General features: G+C 62.7%; 8 protein-coding genes. 4 read left to right on the top strand and 4 right to left on the bottom strand.

What is annotated here, in order from left to right; all coding sequences use genetic code 11:
* Positions 1 to 500: 500 nt before the first annotated feature.
* Positions 501 to 8,363 (top strand): retention module-containing protein, encoded by a 7,863-nt coding sequence (locus tag CCOS864_RS20885; protein ID WP_115088177.1) that lies wholly within the window; start codon positions 501 to 503, stop codon positions 8,361 to 8,363.
* A gap of 135 nt (positions 8,364 to 8,498) precedes the next feature.
* On the opposite strand, the gene CCOS864_RS20880 is transcribed toward CCOS864_RS20885, so the two are convergent.
* Together CCOS864_RS20880 and CCOS864_RS20875 are read right to left on the bottom strand one after the other, a co-directional pair.
* Entirely contained in the window at positions 8,499 to 8,864 is a 366-nt protein-coding gene (locus tag CCOS864_RS20880; RefSeq protein ID WP_115088176.1) for a YbaN family protein, read from the bottom strand.
* 10 nt (positions 8,865 to 8,874) lie between these two features.
* Positions 8,875 to 9,462 carry a UPF0149 family protein gene (locus tag CCOS864_RS20875; protein WP_115088175.1) on the bottom strand — a complete coding sequence of 196 codons (588 nt, stop codon included), beginning with the start codon at positions 9,460 to 9,462 and terminating at the stop codon, positions 8,875 to 8,877.
* Between the two features lie 245 nt (positions 9,463 to 9,707).
* On the opposite strand from CCOS864_RS20875, the gene recQ reads away from it, so the two are divergent.
* Together recQ and CCOS864_RS20865 are read left to right on the top strand one after the other, a co-directional pair.
* Positions 9,708 to 11,846, top strand: coding sequence for a DNA helicase RecQ (recQ, locus tag CCOS864_RS20870; RefSeq protein WP_115088174.1), 2,139 nt, complete (start codon positions 9,708 to 9,710; stop codon positions 11,844 to 11,846).
* A 118-nt stretch (positions 11,847 to 11,964) separates the two neighbouring features.
* A complete protein-coding gene (locus tag CCOS864_RS20865; protein WP_115088173.1) occupies positions 11,965 to 12,399 on the top strand; it encodes a MarR family transcriptional regulator in 435 nt (144 codons plus the stop codon).
* A 6-nt stretch (positions 12,400 to 12,405) separates the two neighbouring features.
* On the opposite strand, the gene CCOS864_RS20860 is transcribed toward CCOS864_RS20865, so the two are convergent.
* Positions 12,406 to 14,595 (bottom strand): patatin-like phospholipase family protein, encoded by a 2,190-nt coding sequence (locus CCOS864_RS20860; RefSeq protein WP_115088172.1) that lies wholly within the window; start codon positions 14,593 to 14,595, stop codon positions 12,406 to 12,408.
* A 70-nt stretch (positions 14,596 to 14,665) separates the two neighbouring features.
* On the opposite strand from CCOS864_RS20860, the gene CCOS864_RS20855 reads away from it, so the two are divergent.
* On the top strand, positions 14,666 to 14,950 hold the full coding sequence (locus tag CCOS864_RS20855) for an Rdx family protein (protein WP_038996489.1): 285 nt from the start codon (positions 14,666 to 14,668) through the stop codon (positions 14,948 to 14,950).
* 3 nt (positions 14,951 to 14,953) lie between these two features.
* On the opposite strand, the gene CCOS864_RS20850 is transcribed toward CCOS864_RS20855, so the two are convergent.
* Complete coding sequence (locus CCOS864_RS20850) at positions 14,954 to 15,838, bottom strand: DMT family transporter (protein WP_115088171.1); 885 nt, start codon at positions 15,836 to 15,838, stop codon at positions 14,954 to 14,956.
* Position 15,839 lies beyond the last annotated feature (1 nt).

Here is a 15,839-nt window from a genome sequence, read left to right as displayed (position 1 = left end):
CTAATAATGGTCCTGCGGTTCGTCAAAAAAGTGACGAAAACCTGAGGTCAAACCGTATCAGGCTTGTAACAACAGAGCTAAGAACATTTACGCGCGCAGCTAAGAAGATTTTTTCATAAGAGTTATGCGAAAAAAAACTTATGCGGTCTAAGAAATCCGCGACATTGTTCATATCAGGCAGCCCGTGGAATAGCGCTAGAGGGCATTTTTCGGGCGTCAGAGAAAGTTCCCGTGTTTTTGCAGCAGAGGGCATGGATGTAGCGGAGGGGATGGAGGCGGGGCGAAATTTGGCGACAATTTTTTGGCATATGTCACAAGGCCACTTCGTTCAACCACTTTCACCGCAGCACTGACAGGCGAAGTTGTTGATTTCATTGAAATCACGGCGTACTGGCAGGCTGTTTTCAGCGCTGGCCCGGGGTAATCCCGTCGGGTTGGGCACGCGATAGTTCAGCGCACGCTTGTTGCAATCAACCGATTTGCAGTGGAGGAGTGCGCTCATGGCTAAGTTAATCGGTATCGTCAGCAAGGTAGTGGGCGAAGTCTTCGCTGTGGGCAGCGATGGCAGCCGCCGGCCTCTGGTCGAAGGCGATAAGGTGTATGCCGGCGAGCAGCTGGACACAGGCCTTGCGGGCGCTGTCGCCGTCCACCTGCAAAACGGTGCCGAACTTACCCTCGGCCGCGGTAGCAGCCTGACCCTGACCCCTGAGCTGCTGGCGAACCAAGCGCCTCATGTCGAGACGTCGGAGTCGACGACTCCCAGCCAGGCACAACTGACTGATGTCGAGAAACTCCAGCAAGCCATCGCCGCCGGCGCCGACCCGACCCAGGAAGCCGACCCGACTGCGGCGGGGCCGGGCACTGGCGGTGCGCCGGGTGCACTGGGCGGCGGGCATACCTTCGTCATTCTCGATGAGGTGGCCGGGCGGGTAGATCCGCAGATTGGCTTTCCCACTGCAGGCTTCAACGGTTTTCCCGAGTTGCCGGAGCTGGACGTCGGCCTGATCAACAACAATGACGATGCACCGCCGCTGCCTGCGGTCGACAACCCGGTCAACCTCCAGGGGCTTGATATCGAGGGTGGCGAGTTGTCGTTGAACGAGGCCAATCTGGCCCAGGGTTCGGCCAGTGATCCGGCGGCCCTGACCCGGGGTGGCAGTTTCACGGTGCAGGCACCTGATGGGGTGTTCAACCTCAATGTCGGTGGCATCAACATTGTTACTGCTGGAGCGGTGACTGGCGTTGGCCAGTCGATCACCACCGGCCTGGGTAATGTGCTGACCATCACCGGCTACGATGCTGGCAGCGGCGTGGTCAGCTACAGCTACTCCTTGAGCGGAGCCGAAAACCACCCAGGCGGCGCTGGCGCCAATGGGCTTGGCGAAAGCATCGCGGTACTGGTCAGTGACACCGATGGCGACGTAGCCAGTGGTTCGCTGGATATCTCCGTGATTGACGATGTGCCGCAGGCGATGGCCGATACCAATGCCGTCACCGCCACGGAAAACCAGCTGACCCTTACCGGCAACGTGCTGACCAACGATGTGCAGGGCGCAGACCGGGTACCGAGCGGGCCGATCACTGCCGGCACCTTCGTTGGCACCTACGGCACGCTGGTGCTGGCGGCCGATGGTTCCTACACCTATACGCTCAACACTGCCGATCCGGACTTCATCAACCTGCATGGCGGTGGGAATGGCATCGAGACCTTTACCTACACCCTGACTGATGCCGATGGCGATGATTCCAGCGCCAACCTGGTGTTGAACGTCAGCAACCTCAATGATCCGGTGGAGCTCAACGGGCTGAGCATCAACGGCGGCGAGCTGGTGCTGTTCGAGAAAAACCTGGCGGACGGCAGCAGCCCCGACGCGGCGGCGCTGACCCAGAGCGGCACTTTTACCGTGACCGCGGCTGATGGTCTGCAGGCGCTGACGGTTGGCGGCATCAATGTGATCAGTGCAGGGGTGGTCAATGGCTTCCCGCAATCGGTCACGACCGCACTGGGCAATACCCTGACCATCAGCGGCTACAACCCGGCTACGGGTGAGGTGACTTACAGCTACACCTTGAACGCCAGCGAGGCGCATGCCACTGCCAATGGCAGCAACACCCTTGGCGAGAGTTTCAACGTTGTTGCCACCGACAGCGATGGCAGCAGTGCGAGCATGAGCATCGATGTTTCCATCCTCGACGATGTACCGACGGCGGCCGGCGATACCAATGCGGTGACTGCCACGGAAAATCAGCTGACCCTGACCGGCAACGTGCTGACCAATGATGTGCAGGGCGCAGACCGTGTACCGACCGGACCAATCACCGCCGGCACCTTCGTCGGCACCTACGGCACCCTGGTGCTGGCCGCCGATGGTTCCTACACCTATACGCTCAACACCAATGATCCGGACTTCTTCAACCTGCAGGGTGGCGGTAACGGCGTCGAGACCTTTGCCTACACGCTGACCGATGCCGACGGCGATGCGTCCACCGCCAACCTGGTGCTGAACGTCAGCAACCTCAATGATCCGGTGACCCTCGATGGCCTGAATGTCGAGGGCGGCGAACTCACCGTTTACGAGAAGAACCTCGGCGACGGCAGCAGCCCGGATGCGCCGGCCCTGACCCAGACCGGCAGCTTCACCGTGACCGCACTCGACGGCGTGCAAACGCTCACCGTCGGCGGCATCACCGTGGTCAGTGGCGGCGTGGCCAGCGGCTTCCCGCAGTCGGCGACCACGGCCCTGGGCAACACGCTGACCACTACCGGTTACAACCCGGCAACCGGCGTGGTCAGCTACAGCTACACCCTGGTGGACAACGAAACCCATGCCGCAGCCAATGGCATCAACAGTCTCGGTGAGAGCTTCACGGTCAGCGTGACCGACACCGATGGCAGTACCGCCAGTGGCGCCATCGACGTCAATATCGTCGACGACATCCCGACCGCAGCGGGCGATACCAACGCGGTCACTGCCACAGAGAACCAACTGACCCTGACCGGCAACGTGCTGACCAATGATGTGCAGGGCGCAGACCGTGTGGCGACCGGGCCGATCACCGCCGGCACCTTCGTCGGCACCTACGGCACCCTGGTGCTGGCGGCCGATGGTTCCTACACCTATACGCTCAACACCAATGATCCGGACTTCTTCAACCTGCAGGGTGGCGGTAACGGCGTCGAGACCTTTGCCTACACGCTGACCGATGCCGACGGCGATGTGTCCACCGCCAACCTGGTGCTGAACGTCAGCAACCTCAATGATCCGGTGACCCTCGATGGCCTGAATGTCGAGGGCGGCGAACTCACCGTTTACGAGAAGAACCTCGGCGACGGCAGCAGCCCGGATGCGCCGGCCCTGACCCAGACCGGCAGCTTCACCGTGACCGCACTCGACGGCGTGCAAACGCTCACCGTCGGCGGCATCACCGTGGTCAGTGGCGGCGTGGCCAGCGGCTTCCCGCAGTCGGCGACCACGGCCCTGGGCAACACGCTGACCATTACCGGTTACAACCCGGCAACCGGCGTGGTCAGCTACAGCTACACCCTGGTGGACAACGAAACCCATGCCGCAGCCAATGGCATCAACAGTCTCGGTGAGAGCTTCACGGTCAGCGTGACCGACACCGATGGCAGTACCGCCAGTGGCGCCATCGACGTCAATATCGTCGACGACATCCCGACCGCAGCGGGCGATACCAACGCGGTCACTGCCACAGAGAACCAACTGACCCTGACCGGCAACGTGCTGACCAATGATGTGCAGGGCGCAGACCGTGTGGCGACCGGGCCGATCACCGCCGGCACCTTCGTCGGCACCTACGGCACCTTGGTGCTGGCCGCCGACGGTTCCTACACCTATACGCTCAACACCAACGATCCGGACTTCTTCAACCTGCAGGGTGGCGGTAACGGCGTCGAGACCTTTGCCTACACGCTGACCGATGCCGACGGCGATGTGTCCACCGCCAACCTGGTGCTGAACGTCAGCAACCTCAACGATCCGGTGACCCTTGATGGCCTGAACGTCAACGGTGGCGAGCTGACGGTCTACGAGAAGAACCTCGGCGACGGCAGCAGCCCGAACACGTCGGCCCTGACCCAGTCCGGCAGCTTCACCGTGACCGCGCCCGACGGCCTGCAGACCCTGACTGTCCAGGGCATCAGTGTGATTACCGGGGGCGTTGCCAATACCTTCCCGCAATCGGCAACCACGGCCCTGGGCAACACGCTGACCATTACCGGCTACAATCCGGCCACCGGAGTCGTCAGCTACAGCTACACCTTGCTCGACAATGAAGCGCACCCGAGCGCCAATGACACCAACAGCCTGAGTGAAAGCTTCACGGTGACCGCCACTGACACCGATGGCAACACCGCCAGCGGCTCTATCGACGTCAATATCGTCGACGACATCCCGGCCGCAGCGGGCGATACCAACGCCGTCACTGCCACCGAGAACCAGCTGACCCTCACCGGCAATGTATTGACCAACGACGTGCAGGGTGCAGACCGCATTCCAGCCGGGCCGATTACTGCTGGTACCTTCGCTGGCACCTACGGCACGCTGGTGCTGGCCGCCGATGGCTCCTACACCTACACACTCAACGCCAACAATCCGGACTTCAAGAACCTGCACGGTGGCGGTAACGGCATCGAGACTTTCACCTACACCCTGAAGGATGCCGACGGGGACACCAGCACCGCCAACCTGGTGCTGAACGTCAGCAACCTCAACGATCCGGTGACCCTCAACGGCCTTAACGTCAACGGTGGCGAGCTGACGGTCTACGAGAAGAACCTCGGCGATGGCAGCAGCCCGAGCAATCCGGCCCTGACCCAGACCGGCACCTTCACCGTGACCGCGCCCGACGGCCTGCAGACCCTGACCGTCCAGGGCATCAATGTGATTACCGGGGGCGTTGCCAATACCTTCCCGCAATCGGCGACCACGGCGCTGGGCAATACCCTGACCATTACCGGTTACAACCCGGCGACGGGTGTGGTGACTTACACCTACACCTTGCTCGACAACGAGAATCACCCTACGGCCAACGATACAAACAGCCTGAGCGAGAGCTTTACCGTCACGGCCACCGATACCGATGGCAGCACGGCAAGCGGTTCGATCGATGTGAACATCGTCGACGATGTACCGAAGGCGGTTAACGACACCAACGCGGTCACTGCCAGCGAAACGCAACTGACCCTGACCGGTAATGTGCTGACCAATGACGTTCAAGGTGCCGACCGCGTAAGCGGGCCGATTACCGGTGGAACCTTCGTCGGTACCTACGGCACGCTGGTGCTGGCTGCCGATGGGTCCTACACCTACACCCTGAACGCCAACGATCCGGATTTCATCAACCTGCCCGGTGGCGGCACTGGGGTCGAAAACTTTACCTACACCTTGCGCGATGCCGATGGTGACACCAGCACCGCGACACTGAAGCTCAATGTCAGCAACCTTGATAACCCGGTGACCATTGACGGCCTCAACATCAACGGTGGTGAGCTGACCGTTTACGAGAAGCACCTCAGCGACGGCAGCAGCCCGAATTCACCGGCCCTGACCCAGACCGGCAGTTTCACCGTAACCGCCCCTGACGGCCTGCAAAGCCTGACCGTCGGCGGTGTCAGCGTCGTCAGTGGCGGTGTGGTCAATGGCTTCCCGCAAAGCGGCACCACGCCATTGGGCAATGCCATCACCATCACCGGCTACAACCCGGCGACCGGTGTGGTGACGTACAGCTACACTTTGCTCGACAACGAAAACCATCCCAACGCCAATGGCACCAACAGCCTGAATGAGGCGATCACGGTTGTTGCCACTGACAAGGATGGCAGTTCAGCCAATGCCACCCTTGATGTGAACATCATTGACGACGTGCCAAGCGTGGTCGGGGCCGAACGTTCGGTGACGCCGGGGCAGGTGGATTCCAACCTGCTGCTGATCATCGACGTGTCCGGCAGTATGAACGAAGCTTCCGGCGTACCGGGGCTGACCCGCCTGCAACTGGCCAAGCAGGCGATCAACGCATTGCTCGACAAGTACGACGAGATGGGCGATGTGAAGGTGCAACTGGTGACCTTCTCCAGCGGTGCCGACCAGCAATCGGCAGTCTGGGTGACCGTCGACCAGGCCAAGACAATCGTCAACGGCCTGAGCGCGAACGGCTCGACCTATTACGACTCGGCGATCGATACGGCGCAATCGGCCTACACCACCGGTGGCAAGATAGCCGGGGCGCAGAACATCGTGTACTTCTTCTCCGACGGTGCTCCGACTTCGGGGCATTCCATTACCGCGCCTCGGGAAGCCGCCTGGGAGACTTTCCTCGACAACAATGGCGTCAAATCCTATGCCATTGGCCTGGGCGGCGGCGTCAATGCCGAAAACCTCAATCCATTGTCCTACGATGGCAGTACCCACACCGACACCAATGCTACCGTGGTCACCGACCTCAGCCAGCTCAACTCGGTGTTGTCCGGCACAGTGCAGGGTGCGCCGATCACCGGCAGCCTGTTGAGTGGCGGAATCCTCGGCGCCGACGGCGGCTTCATCAAGTCGCTGCTGGTCGACGGCACCACCTACACTTACGATCCCAAGGCCAATAATGGCCAAGGCAGCTATACCGCCAGTGGAACCGACCGTGGCAGCTTCGATACGGTGACCAACACCTTCAACATCAAGACCGTGCTCGGTGGCACCTTGCTGGTCGACATGGATACCGGTGAATTTACCTACACACCGCCGAAGGACACTGGCAGCACCAGGACGGAAAACATCGGTTTCACTGCCAGCGACAACGACGGCGACCTGAGCAGCGCCAACCTGGTGGTGAAGGTCTACACCAACACCGCGCCGGTAGCGGGCGCCGATCACATCATCAGCAACATCCTCTCCAGCAGCATCGTGGTACCGGCCGCGGCACTGCTGGCCAATGACAGCGATGCCAACAATGACCGACTCAGTGTGGCTTCGACGACCACCTTCGAAACCGGCTGGGCAGCCAAAGGCGCCGGCTTCACGGTGGGCAGCGCAACACCGCCGCAGGTCAACTTCAGCAGTACCGGCAACTCGGCTGCCAACCAGCTCCGGGACCTGCCGCGCAGCGCTTTCAGAGGCCCGGCCAACGCCATGACTGCCGCGCTGATCGTCAACGGCTACCTGGGCAACGTGACCGCGAACAATGCCAACGACGAGGACGTGCTGACGGTCACCTTGAAAAAAGGTGAGACCCTCAAGCTGGATCACGACCGGCCGACGGGCAACATCCTGATGGAGTGGAAGGATGAGAACGGCAGCTATCAGACCATCGCTGACGGAAACACCTTTACCGCCAGTCATGATGGTGTCTACAGCATTCACCTGGTCAACCTGACCAACACGTCGGGCAGCAACGTCAACAACGCTGAAAACTATGCGTTGACCATGACAGTCGACTATTCCAACGCGCAAAACGAGACCTACAACGGCACCTATACCCTCAGCGACGGGCATGGCGGCAGCAGCACTGGCAATGTCGACATCACGTATCAGGAGGGCAACACCCTCACCGGTACCGGCGGCGACGATACCCTGCTGGCAGGCGCCGGTAATGACACCCTCAATGCCGGTGCCGGTAATGACGTCCTGATCGGTGGGGATGGCAACGACTTCCTTTACGGTGGTGACGGCAATGACCAGCTGATCGGTGGTGCCGGCGATGACCTGCTCGACGGTGGCGCAGGTATCGACACCGCCAGTTATAGCGGTGCCGCCAGCGCCGTGACGGTCAACCTCAATACTGCCGGTGGACAGAATACCGGTGGCGCGGGCACCGACACCCTGGTGGCGATCGAGAACCTGATCGGTACTGACTACAACGACACCCTGACCGGCAACGGCAATGCCAACCTGCTCCACGGCGGCCTGGGCAACGACACCCTGATCGGTGGCGGCGGCGACGATGTACTGATCGGCGGGCCGGGCAACAACACGCTGACCGGCGGCACCGGCAGCGATACCTTTTTGTATCAGCAGGGCAACACCGGCCATGACGTGGTCACTGACTTTACGCCTGGCACCGATCATCTGGACCTGTCGCAACTGCTGCAGGGTGAGAATACGACGACAGCGTCGCTGGATGACTACCTGCACTTCAAGGTCACCGGCAGTGGCGCCAGCGTGGTGTCGACCATCGAGGTCAGTTCGGTAGCGGGGGCGGCTCCGACCCAGACCATCGACCTGGCAGGGGTAAACCTGGCCCAGCACTACGGCGTGACGGCAGGGGCGGGCGGGGTGGTTGCGGCGGGGCAGGACACGGCGACGATCATCAACGGCATGCTCAATGATCATTCGTTGAAGGTGGATACCGTCTGACGGTGTAGGCCTGTGGGAGCTGGCTTGCCAGCGATCGAGCGCGCAGCGGTCGCAATTCAGCCAGTACCTGATGTGCTGACTGCAATGGCCTCATCGCTGGCAAGCCAGCTCCCACAAAGATCTGTGGGGGCTGTCTCAGGACGGGCGCCGCAGGGTCTTCTGCCGCAAGATGTAAATGCTCACCAGCACCGCGCTGGTGAGCATGAAGCCACGCGCCCAGATCAGCGGCACCAGGTAGCAGGACAGGCCAATGCTCAGCCACATCAGGGCGATGGCGTAGAGTTTGCCTTTGAGGGGAATGCCTTCGCCGCTGAGGTAGTCACGAATCCACGGCCCGAGCCGCGGGTGGTTGACCAGCCAGTGGTGAAAGCGCGGCGAGCTGCGCGCAAAGCACGCAGCGGCCAGCAGCAGGAACGGGGTGGTGGGCAGTACCGGCAGGAAGATCCCGATCACCCCCAGCGCAACGCTGAGCCAGCCGGTGGCCAGCAGCAGGTAGCGCATTGACGCCGACTCAGTGGTGGCGAGGTTTGAGCAGGGCTGGCTTCTCGTCCGGAGCGTGCAGCAGCAGGTACAGCGCGGTGAGCGCTTCCGGGATCTGCACAATCATGTCGTCCATCAGGTTGGCATCGCTGGCGATGTCGGCGAACTCAGGCTGCTCATCAAACAGGCCGGAACCGACCATGATCGGCAGGAGCATCTCGCTGACTTCTTCTTCAGCCGATTCGAACCAGGCCTCTTCGCGCAGGAACACGCCCTCCATGAAGCCGATGCACCAGCCGCGCAGGTCGGAGTCGTCCGGCTCGTCACCCAGGTCGAGGTCGCATGGCAGCTCGAACTCTTCGTCGCTGGCCAGCTGGCGGGCGATGTGGGCCTTGAGGGCGAGCAGGGTGCCTTCGATGGCTTCGCGCTCGGCGTCGTCCTTGTAATGCGGCTCTTCGGCGAACAGGGCGTCGATCCATTCGCGGTCCGGAACCGACTCGGCACAGATCGACAGCGCGGTCATGTAGCCGTGGGCGGCAACGTAGTCCAGCGCCTCTTCGTGCAGCTCGTCGGCGTCGAGGAAGGCTTGCAGGCGGGTCAATTGCTCGGCGAAGGACATTACGGGGCTACCTTGGGAATAAACGATACTGAATTCTAGCACCTTGCAGCGCAAACGAGGCAAAGGAAGACGTCTATCGCAGAGCATCCTGCGCGGGCGCAGGCTCCGGTATAATGCCCGATTTTTATCCCGCGACCCTCGCAATAACGGGGGCGGGTAAAAACCGCTTACGCATTTTTGAGTGTGGCAGGCGGGTTTTTCGTCCAGCCTGTGCCCAGGATGGTTCTGCGATTTTTGGAGTTTTTATGCTCGAACAGGCTCAGCGCGTCCTCAAGGACATCTTCGGTTACGACAGCTTTCGGGGACGCCAGGGTGCGATCATCGAGTGCGTGGCCAAGGGTGGCGATGCGCTGGTACTGATGCCCACCGGCGGCGGCAAGTCCCTCTGCTTCCAGGTCCCGGCCCTGCTGCGCCCGGGCCTGGCGGTGGTGGTGTCGCCTTTGATCGCGCTGATGGATGATCAGGTGGCGACCCTCGACGAGCTGGGCGTCGCCGCAGCCTCGCTGAACTCCACCCTCAGCGCCGAGCAGCAGCGCGAACTGGCCGGGCGTATCCGCCGGGGCGAAGTGAAGATGCTCTACCTGGCCCCTGAACGCCTGGTGCAGCCGCGCATGCTCGACTTTTTGCGTACCCTCGACATCGCCCTGTTCGCCATCGATGAAGCCCACTGTGTGTCGCAGTGGGGCCATGACTTCCGCCCCGAGTACCTGCAACTGGGGCAACTGGCCGAACTGTTCCCCAATGTGCCGCGCATCGCCCTGACCGCCACCGCGGACATGCGCACCCGTGAAGAGATCGTCACCCGCCTGCACCTGCAGAACGCCGAGCGCTTCCTGTCGAGTTTCGACCGGCCGAACATTTTCTACCGCATCGTGCCCAAGGAGCAGCCGCGCAAGCAGTTGCTGGCGTTCCTCGGCGAGCGGCGCGGCAACGCCGGTATCGTCTACTGCCTGTCGCGCAAGAAGGTCGACGACGTAGCGGCCTACCTCTGCGAGCAGGGCTTCCCGGCCTTGCCTTATCACGCCGGCCTGCCTGCCGAGACCCGGGCGTCCAACCAGCGGCGCTTCCTCAACGAGGAAGGCCTGATCATGGTTGCCACCATCGCATTCGGCATGGGCATCGACAAACCCAACGTGCGCTTCGTCGCCCACCTGGACCTGCCCAAGTCGCTCGAGGCCTACTACCAGGAAACCGGCCGTGCCGGTCGTGACGGCCTGCCCGCCGACGCCTGGATGGCCTACGGCCTGCAGGACATGGTGATGCTCAAGCAGATGCTGCAGAACTCCGAGGGTGACGAGCGTCACAAGCGCATCGAGCAACACAAGCTCGACGCCATGCTTGCCCTGTGTGAAGAAACCCGCTGCCGTCGCCAGATCCTGCTCAACTACTTCGATGAAGAGCTGCCGCAGCCGTGTGGCCACTGCGACAACTGCATCGATGGCGTGCAGACCTGGGATGCCACCGAGCCTGCGCGCCAGGCGCTGTCGGCGGTGTACCGTACCGGTCAACGCTATGGCGTCGGTCACCTGGTGGACGTATTGCTCGGTCGCGATAACGAAAAAATCCGTAACTTCGGCCACGAGAAGCTGGCCGTGTATGGCGTTGGCAAGGACCGTTCCGAGCACGACTGGCGCTCGCTGTTCCGCCAGCTGGTGGCACGCGGTCTGGCCGACATCGACCTCGAAGGCTACGGTGGCCTGCGCCTGTCCGACACCTGCCGGCCGTTGCTGCGCGGTGAAATCAGCCTCGAGCTGCGCAAGGACCTCAAGCCACAAACCAGCAGCAAGGGTGGCAGCAGCAGTGGCGGCAGCCCGGCCAGCCAGCTGGTGCGTGGCGACGAGCGCGAGCAGTGGGAAGCCCTGCGCGCGCTGCGCCGCAAGCTGGCCGAAGAGCACGGCGTACCGCCTTATGTGATCTTCCCCGACTCGACCTTGCTGGAGATGCTGCGCAGCCAGCCCACCAGCCTCAGCGAGATGGGCCGGGTCAGCGGCGTGGGTGCGCGCAAGCTGGAGCGTTACGGCGACGCTTTCCTCGAAGTGCTGGGCGGCGGTGTCGAGGCGCCGAAAATCGTCACCGACCTGCGTCACGAACTGGTCAGCCTGGCCCGGGCCGGCATGACCCCGATGCAGATCGCCGGGCAGTTGAACTGCAGCGAAAAGAACGTCTACAGCCTGCTCGCCGAAGCCATTGGCCGCCAGGAGCTGTCGCTGGACCAGGCCCTGGACCTGCCGGAAGACCTGTTGGGCGAGATACAGGATGCCTTCCTCGATGGCGAAGGCGAGTTGCCGCCGGTGTCGGCCATTGCCGAACAGTTTGGCGGGCGAGTACCTGAAGGGGTGCTGTATTGCGTGCGCGCGGCACTGGCCGCCGAATTCGAGATGTAAATCCGGCTTTGTCATCATTTATAACGATTATCGAGCCACCGGCAGCTGTATGAGCCTTGCCTGTGGCTCAAGGTCATGGTTAGCTGACTAATAATTAGTTCTGATAATGAGTTTCTCTATGCCGTTGACCGACCAACACAAATTCGGGATGCAGCTGGCACACATGTCCCGCGGCTGGCGTGCCGAACTGGATCGCCGCCTGGCCGGTCTGAACCTGTCTCAGGCCCGCTGGCTGGTGCTGCTGCACCTGGCCCGTTTCGACGAGGCGCCAACCCAGCGCGAACTGGCCCAGAGCGTCGGCGTCGAAGGCCCGACCCTGGCCCGTCTGCTCGACAGCCTGGAAACCCAGGGCCTGGTTCGCCGGCAGGCGGTGCTTGAAGACCGCCGGGCGAAAAAAATTCTTCTCTGCCCGCCGGCCAAGCCGCTGATCGACCAGATCGAAACCATTGCCAATGCCTTGCGCGCCGAGCTGTTTGTCGGTGTCGATGAAGAGGAGTTGCGCGTGTGCATGCGTGTCCACGCGCGGATCCTCGCCAACCTGGAAAAGTCCTGATCACCCTCAGAAGGTGTGACCTAGATTGAGGTACAACGCCTTCTGATTCTCGCTGTTGGCCCCGTAGCTGAAGTTCAGCGGCCCCAGGGGCGTCTCGAAACCGACGAAGATGCTGGCTGCATTGATGTAGCCACTGTCGAACTCGTTGTCGTTGTTCCAGGCCCGGCCGCGCTCCAGCGAGCCACCGAGGTACAGCGGGAAGTCCAATGGCAAGTAGGCGCGCGGGGTCAGGCGACGGTAGTAGACCATGCGCATCAGGCTGACGTTCTGCCCGGACACCGAGTCCTGGCGAAAGCCCGACAGCTGCCGGGCGCCGCCGAGCACGAAGCTTGAGGTCACCACCTCGGCGTCATCCAGCGTACGTCCGTACTGGCCGCCCAGCACCCAGGTGTTGGGGCCGCTGCTCATGGCCTTGTCCAGCTTGAATGCCCATTGCCGGTAGCGCTGGTCGGATCCCAGACCCTCGTCGTACTGGCGCAGCACCAGGTTGATGTCCTCGCCACTGTGGGGGAAGTAGACGTTGTCAAGGGTGTCGAACGAGTACTTGAGCTCGTAGAAGCCTTCGCTGAAGCTGAATCTTGGCAGGTCCTGATCGCCGATCCGGACATCGGCCTTGCCCCAGGCCTGGCCGACGCCGAAGCGCACCTCGCCGCTGTTGCCGATCTGTCGTCCGAGGTTAAGACCGAAACCATACCGCTCCAGGCGGTATTCGGCGACCGGGTCATCGTCCAGGGTTGCCTCGATATTCTGCGAGCCCAGGTTCAGGTAGGGGGCAATGAAGTAGCGCGAGCCGGCATCCAGCGGCTGGTAGAACTCGCTGTAAAGCTCCTGCTGATCGCCGATCTGCGCCCGGGTCAGCCATTCGGCCCCGAGCGTATTGATGCCATTGACCCGGTAGCTGGCGCCGATGTTGAAGGCGCTGTCGCCGCGCATGTCGTCCGACAGGTTCAGGCCCAGACGCAGGTAGTCGGTACCGCCTCGACGGCCGCGCGCGTTGATCACCAGGGTGTTGTCAGCACCTTTGTGTACCACCCGGTATTGCACGCGATCGAAGTAGTCCAGGCCATAAAGGGTACCCATGTCGGTCTGCAGGCGGTCCAGCTCCAGTGGTTCGCCGATGGGTTGGCGAATGTAGTAGCGGATCACGTCGTCACTGACCTTCGAGTCGTTCTCGATACGGATCGCGGTGATCACCGGGGTGCGCTGGCTGGGCGAGCGCGCGGCCAGCAGTTCGCCGTCGCTGGCTTGCGGGCGCTTGAGCACTGCCAGGCGCGCGTCCAGGGCGCGCGCGGCTCGGTAACCGGCGTCGATCATGTCCTGGGCCCGGCCGAAATCGGTGACGCCGAAGCTCGACAGGGGGGGCTGGATGAGGATGTCGTCGCGGTGCAGGGCCGCCAGTTGCTCCTCGGAGTTACGCCGGGTCATGAGAGTGATTGACTGGTTGAGCACATCGACCACGGTCGCCAGTTGCTTGCGGCTGCGTAGCGGGGTACCGATATCGACGACGATCGCCACGTCCACGCCCATCTCGCGCGCGACATCCAGGGGGATGTTGTCGACCATGCCGCCATCGACCAGCAGCCGGCCATCCAGCTCGACCGGAGCGAACACCGCCGGGATCGACATACTGGCGCGAATCACCTGGGGCAGGTGGCCACGGCGAAATACCACTTTTTCGCCGCTGGCGATGTCGGTGGCGACGGCGCGGAAGGGGATCGGCAGCTTGTCGAAGTCGCGGGTGTCGCTGGTGTGGGCGAGCATGCTTTCCAGCAGCAGCGCCAGGTTCTGGCCCTGGATCACCCCCAGCGGCAGGCCCAGGCTGCCGTCGTCGCGAAAGCTGAGTTTCTGTTTGACGAGGAAGTCGCGGTCGTCCTGTTTACGCCGGAACGGCACGTCCTTGCGCGGCGGCGCGTCGGACAGCGCCTGCTGCCAGTCGATGTTCAGGGCGAGTTTCTCCAGCTCGTCGATCTTGTAGCCGGAGGCGTACAGGCCGCCGACCACCGCGCCCATGCTGGTGCCGGCAATCGCATCGACCTTGATGCCCTGTTCCTCCAGGGCCTTGAGCACGCCGATATGGGCCAGGCCGCGGGCAGCACCGCCGGAGAGCACCAGGCCGACTTTCGGTCGGGGCGCTTCGGCTGCCAGCAGCGGGAAGGAAACGAACATCAGCAGCAGGGATAACAGCAGGCGGTGCATCATGGCTCTCGGAGCGAAGGCTAAAGACCGCTAGTATAAGCGTGCCCACCTGTCAGGAGACCTTCAGTGTATGTCCGCGCCTAAACCGGAAATTGTCATTACCTACTGCACCCAGTGCCAGTGGCTGCTGCGTGCCGCCTGGCTGGCCCAGGAACTGCTGAGCACCTTCAGCGACGACCTGGCCCGGGTGGCCCTTGAGCCCGCCACCGGCGGCACCTTCCGCATTACCTGTGATGGCGTGCAGATCTGGGAGCGCAAGGCCGATGGCGGCTTCCCGGAAGCCAAGGTGCTCAAGCAGCGCGTGCGCGACCAGATCGACCCGCAGCGCGACCTCGGCCACAACGACCGGCCCTGACCCTCAGCCTTCTACGGCCGCGGTCTTGCTGATCTGGCTGCCGGCCGCCAGACGGCTGGAAATGACGATGGCGAGGATGATCAGGACGCCGCCCAGGAGCATGCGCAGGGTCGGGGTTTCGGCAAAAATCAGCCAGGCCATGGCAATGCCGTAGACCGGCTCCAGGGCAAAGACCACTGCGGCGGTGCGCGCCTTGATCACCGCCAGGCTGGCGACGAACAGGCTGTGCGCCACACCTGTGCAGAATACGCCGAGCAGGCCGATCCACAGCCAGTCCATGGCGCTGACGGCGCCCAGCGCTGGCGCCGCCGCCGGCAACAGGCACAAGGCGACCACGGCGTTCTGGCACAAGGCTGCCTGCACCGCCGGAATCCGCCCGGAGCCGGCGCGGTTGGTCAATGACAGCAGCGAAAACAGCAGGCCCGAGAGCAACGCCCAGAGCAGCCCGCCGGTGGCCTGGCTGGCCAGGTCGAAGTCCGGGGTTACCAGCACCAGGCCGATGCTCACCAGCAGCACCAGAACGATCTCGTTGCTGCGGATGCGCTCGCGAAACAGCAACCCTTCGAGGATCACGGTAAAGGCCGGGAAGCTGGCAAAACCCAGGGTGGCGATGGCGACACCGGCGACTTTCACGGCGATGAAGAAACTTACCCAGTGCCCGGCCAGCAACACCCCGCCGAGCAGCAGACGGCGCCAGTCTTGAGCCTGCAGGGGCTGCCAGGCCTTACGCGCAAATCCTGCGAATAGGGCCAAGGCCAGCACGGCAAAGGCGGCCCGGCCGAAGACGATGATTGCAGGCGCGGCGCTGGCCAACTTGCCGAACACGCCGGTGAGACCGAAGAACAGTGCGCCGATGTGCAGGGCGCCGAGGGCAGTGCGGTGATTCATG

It is taken from the genome of Pseudomonas wadenswilerensis, from assembly GCF_900497695.1.
Classification (GTDB): Bacteria; Pseudomonadota; Gammaproteobacteria; order Pseudomonadales; family Pseudomonadaceae; genus Aquipseudomonas; species Aquipseudomonas wadenswilerensis.
This window is presented reverse-complemented; position numbering and strand designations above follow the sequence as displayed.

Coding starts and splice junctions, on each gene's coding strand:
- CCOS864_RS20885 (WP_115088177.1), top strand. CDS start 501: ATGGCTAAGTTAATCGGTATCGTCAGCAAGGTAGTGGGCGAAGTCTTC.
- CCOS864_RS20880 (WP_115088176.1), bottom strand. CDS start 8,864: ATGCGCTACCTGCTGCTGGCCACCGGCTGGCTCAGCGTTGCGCTGGGG.
- CCOS864_RS20875 (WP_115088175.1), bottom strand. CDS start 9,462: ATGTCCTTCGCCGAGCAATTGACCCGCCTGCAAGCCTTCCTCGACGCC.
- recQ (WP_115088174.1), top strand. CDS start 9,708: ATGCTCGAACAGGCTCAGCGCGTCCTCAAGGACATCTTCGGTTACGAC.
- CCOS864_RS20865 (WP_115088173.1), top strand. CDS start 11,965: ATGCCGTTGACCGACCAACACAAATTCGGGATGCAGCTGGCACACATG.
- CCOS864_RS20860 (WP_115088172.1), bottom strand. CDS start 14,595: ATGCACCGCCTGCTGTTATCCCTGCTGCTGATGTTCGTTTCCTTCCCG.
- CCOS864_RS20855 (WP_038996489.1), top strand. CDS start 14,666: ATGTCCGCGCCTAAACCGGAAATTGTCATTACCTACTGCACCCAGTGC.
- CCOS864_RS20850 (WP_115088171.1), bottom strand. CDS start 15,838: ATGAATCACCGCACTGCCCTCGGCGCCCTGCACATCGGCGCACTGTTC.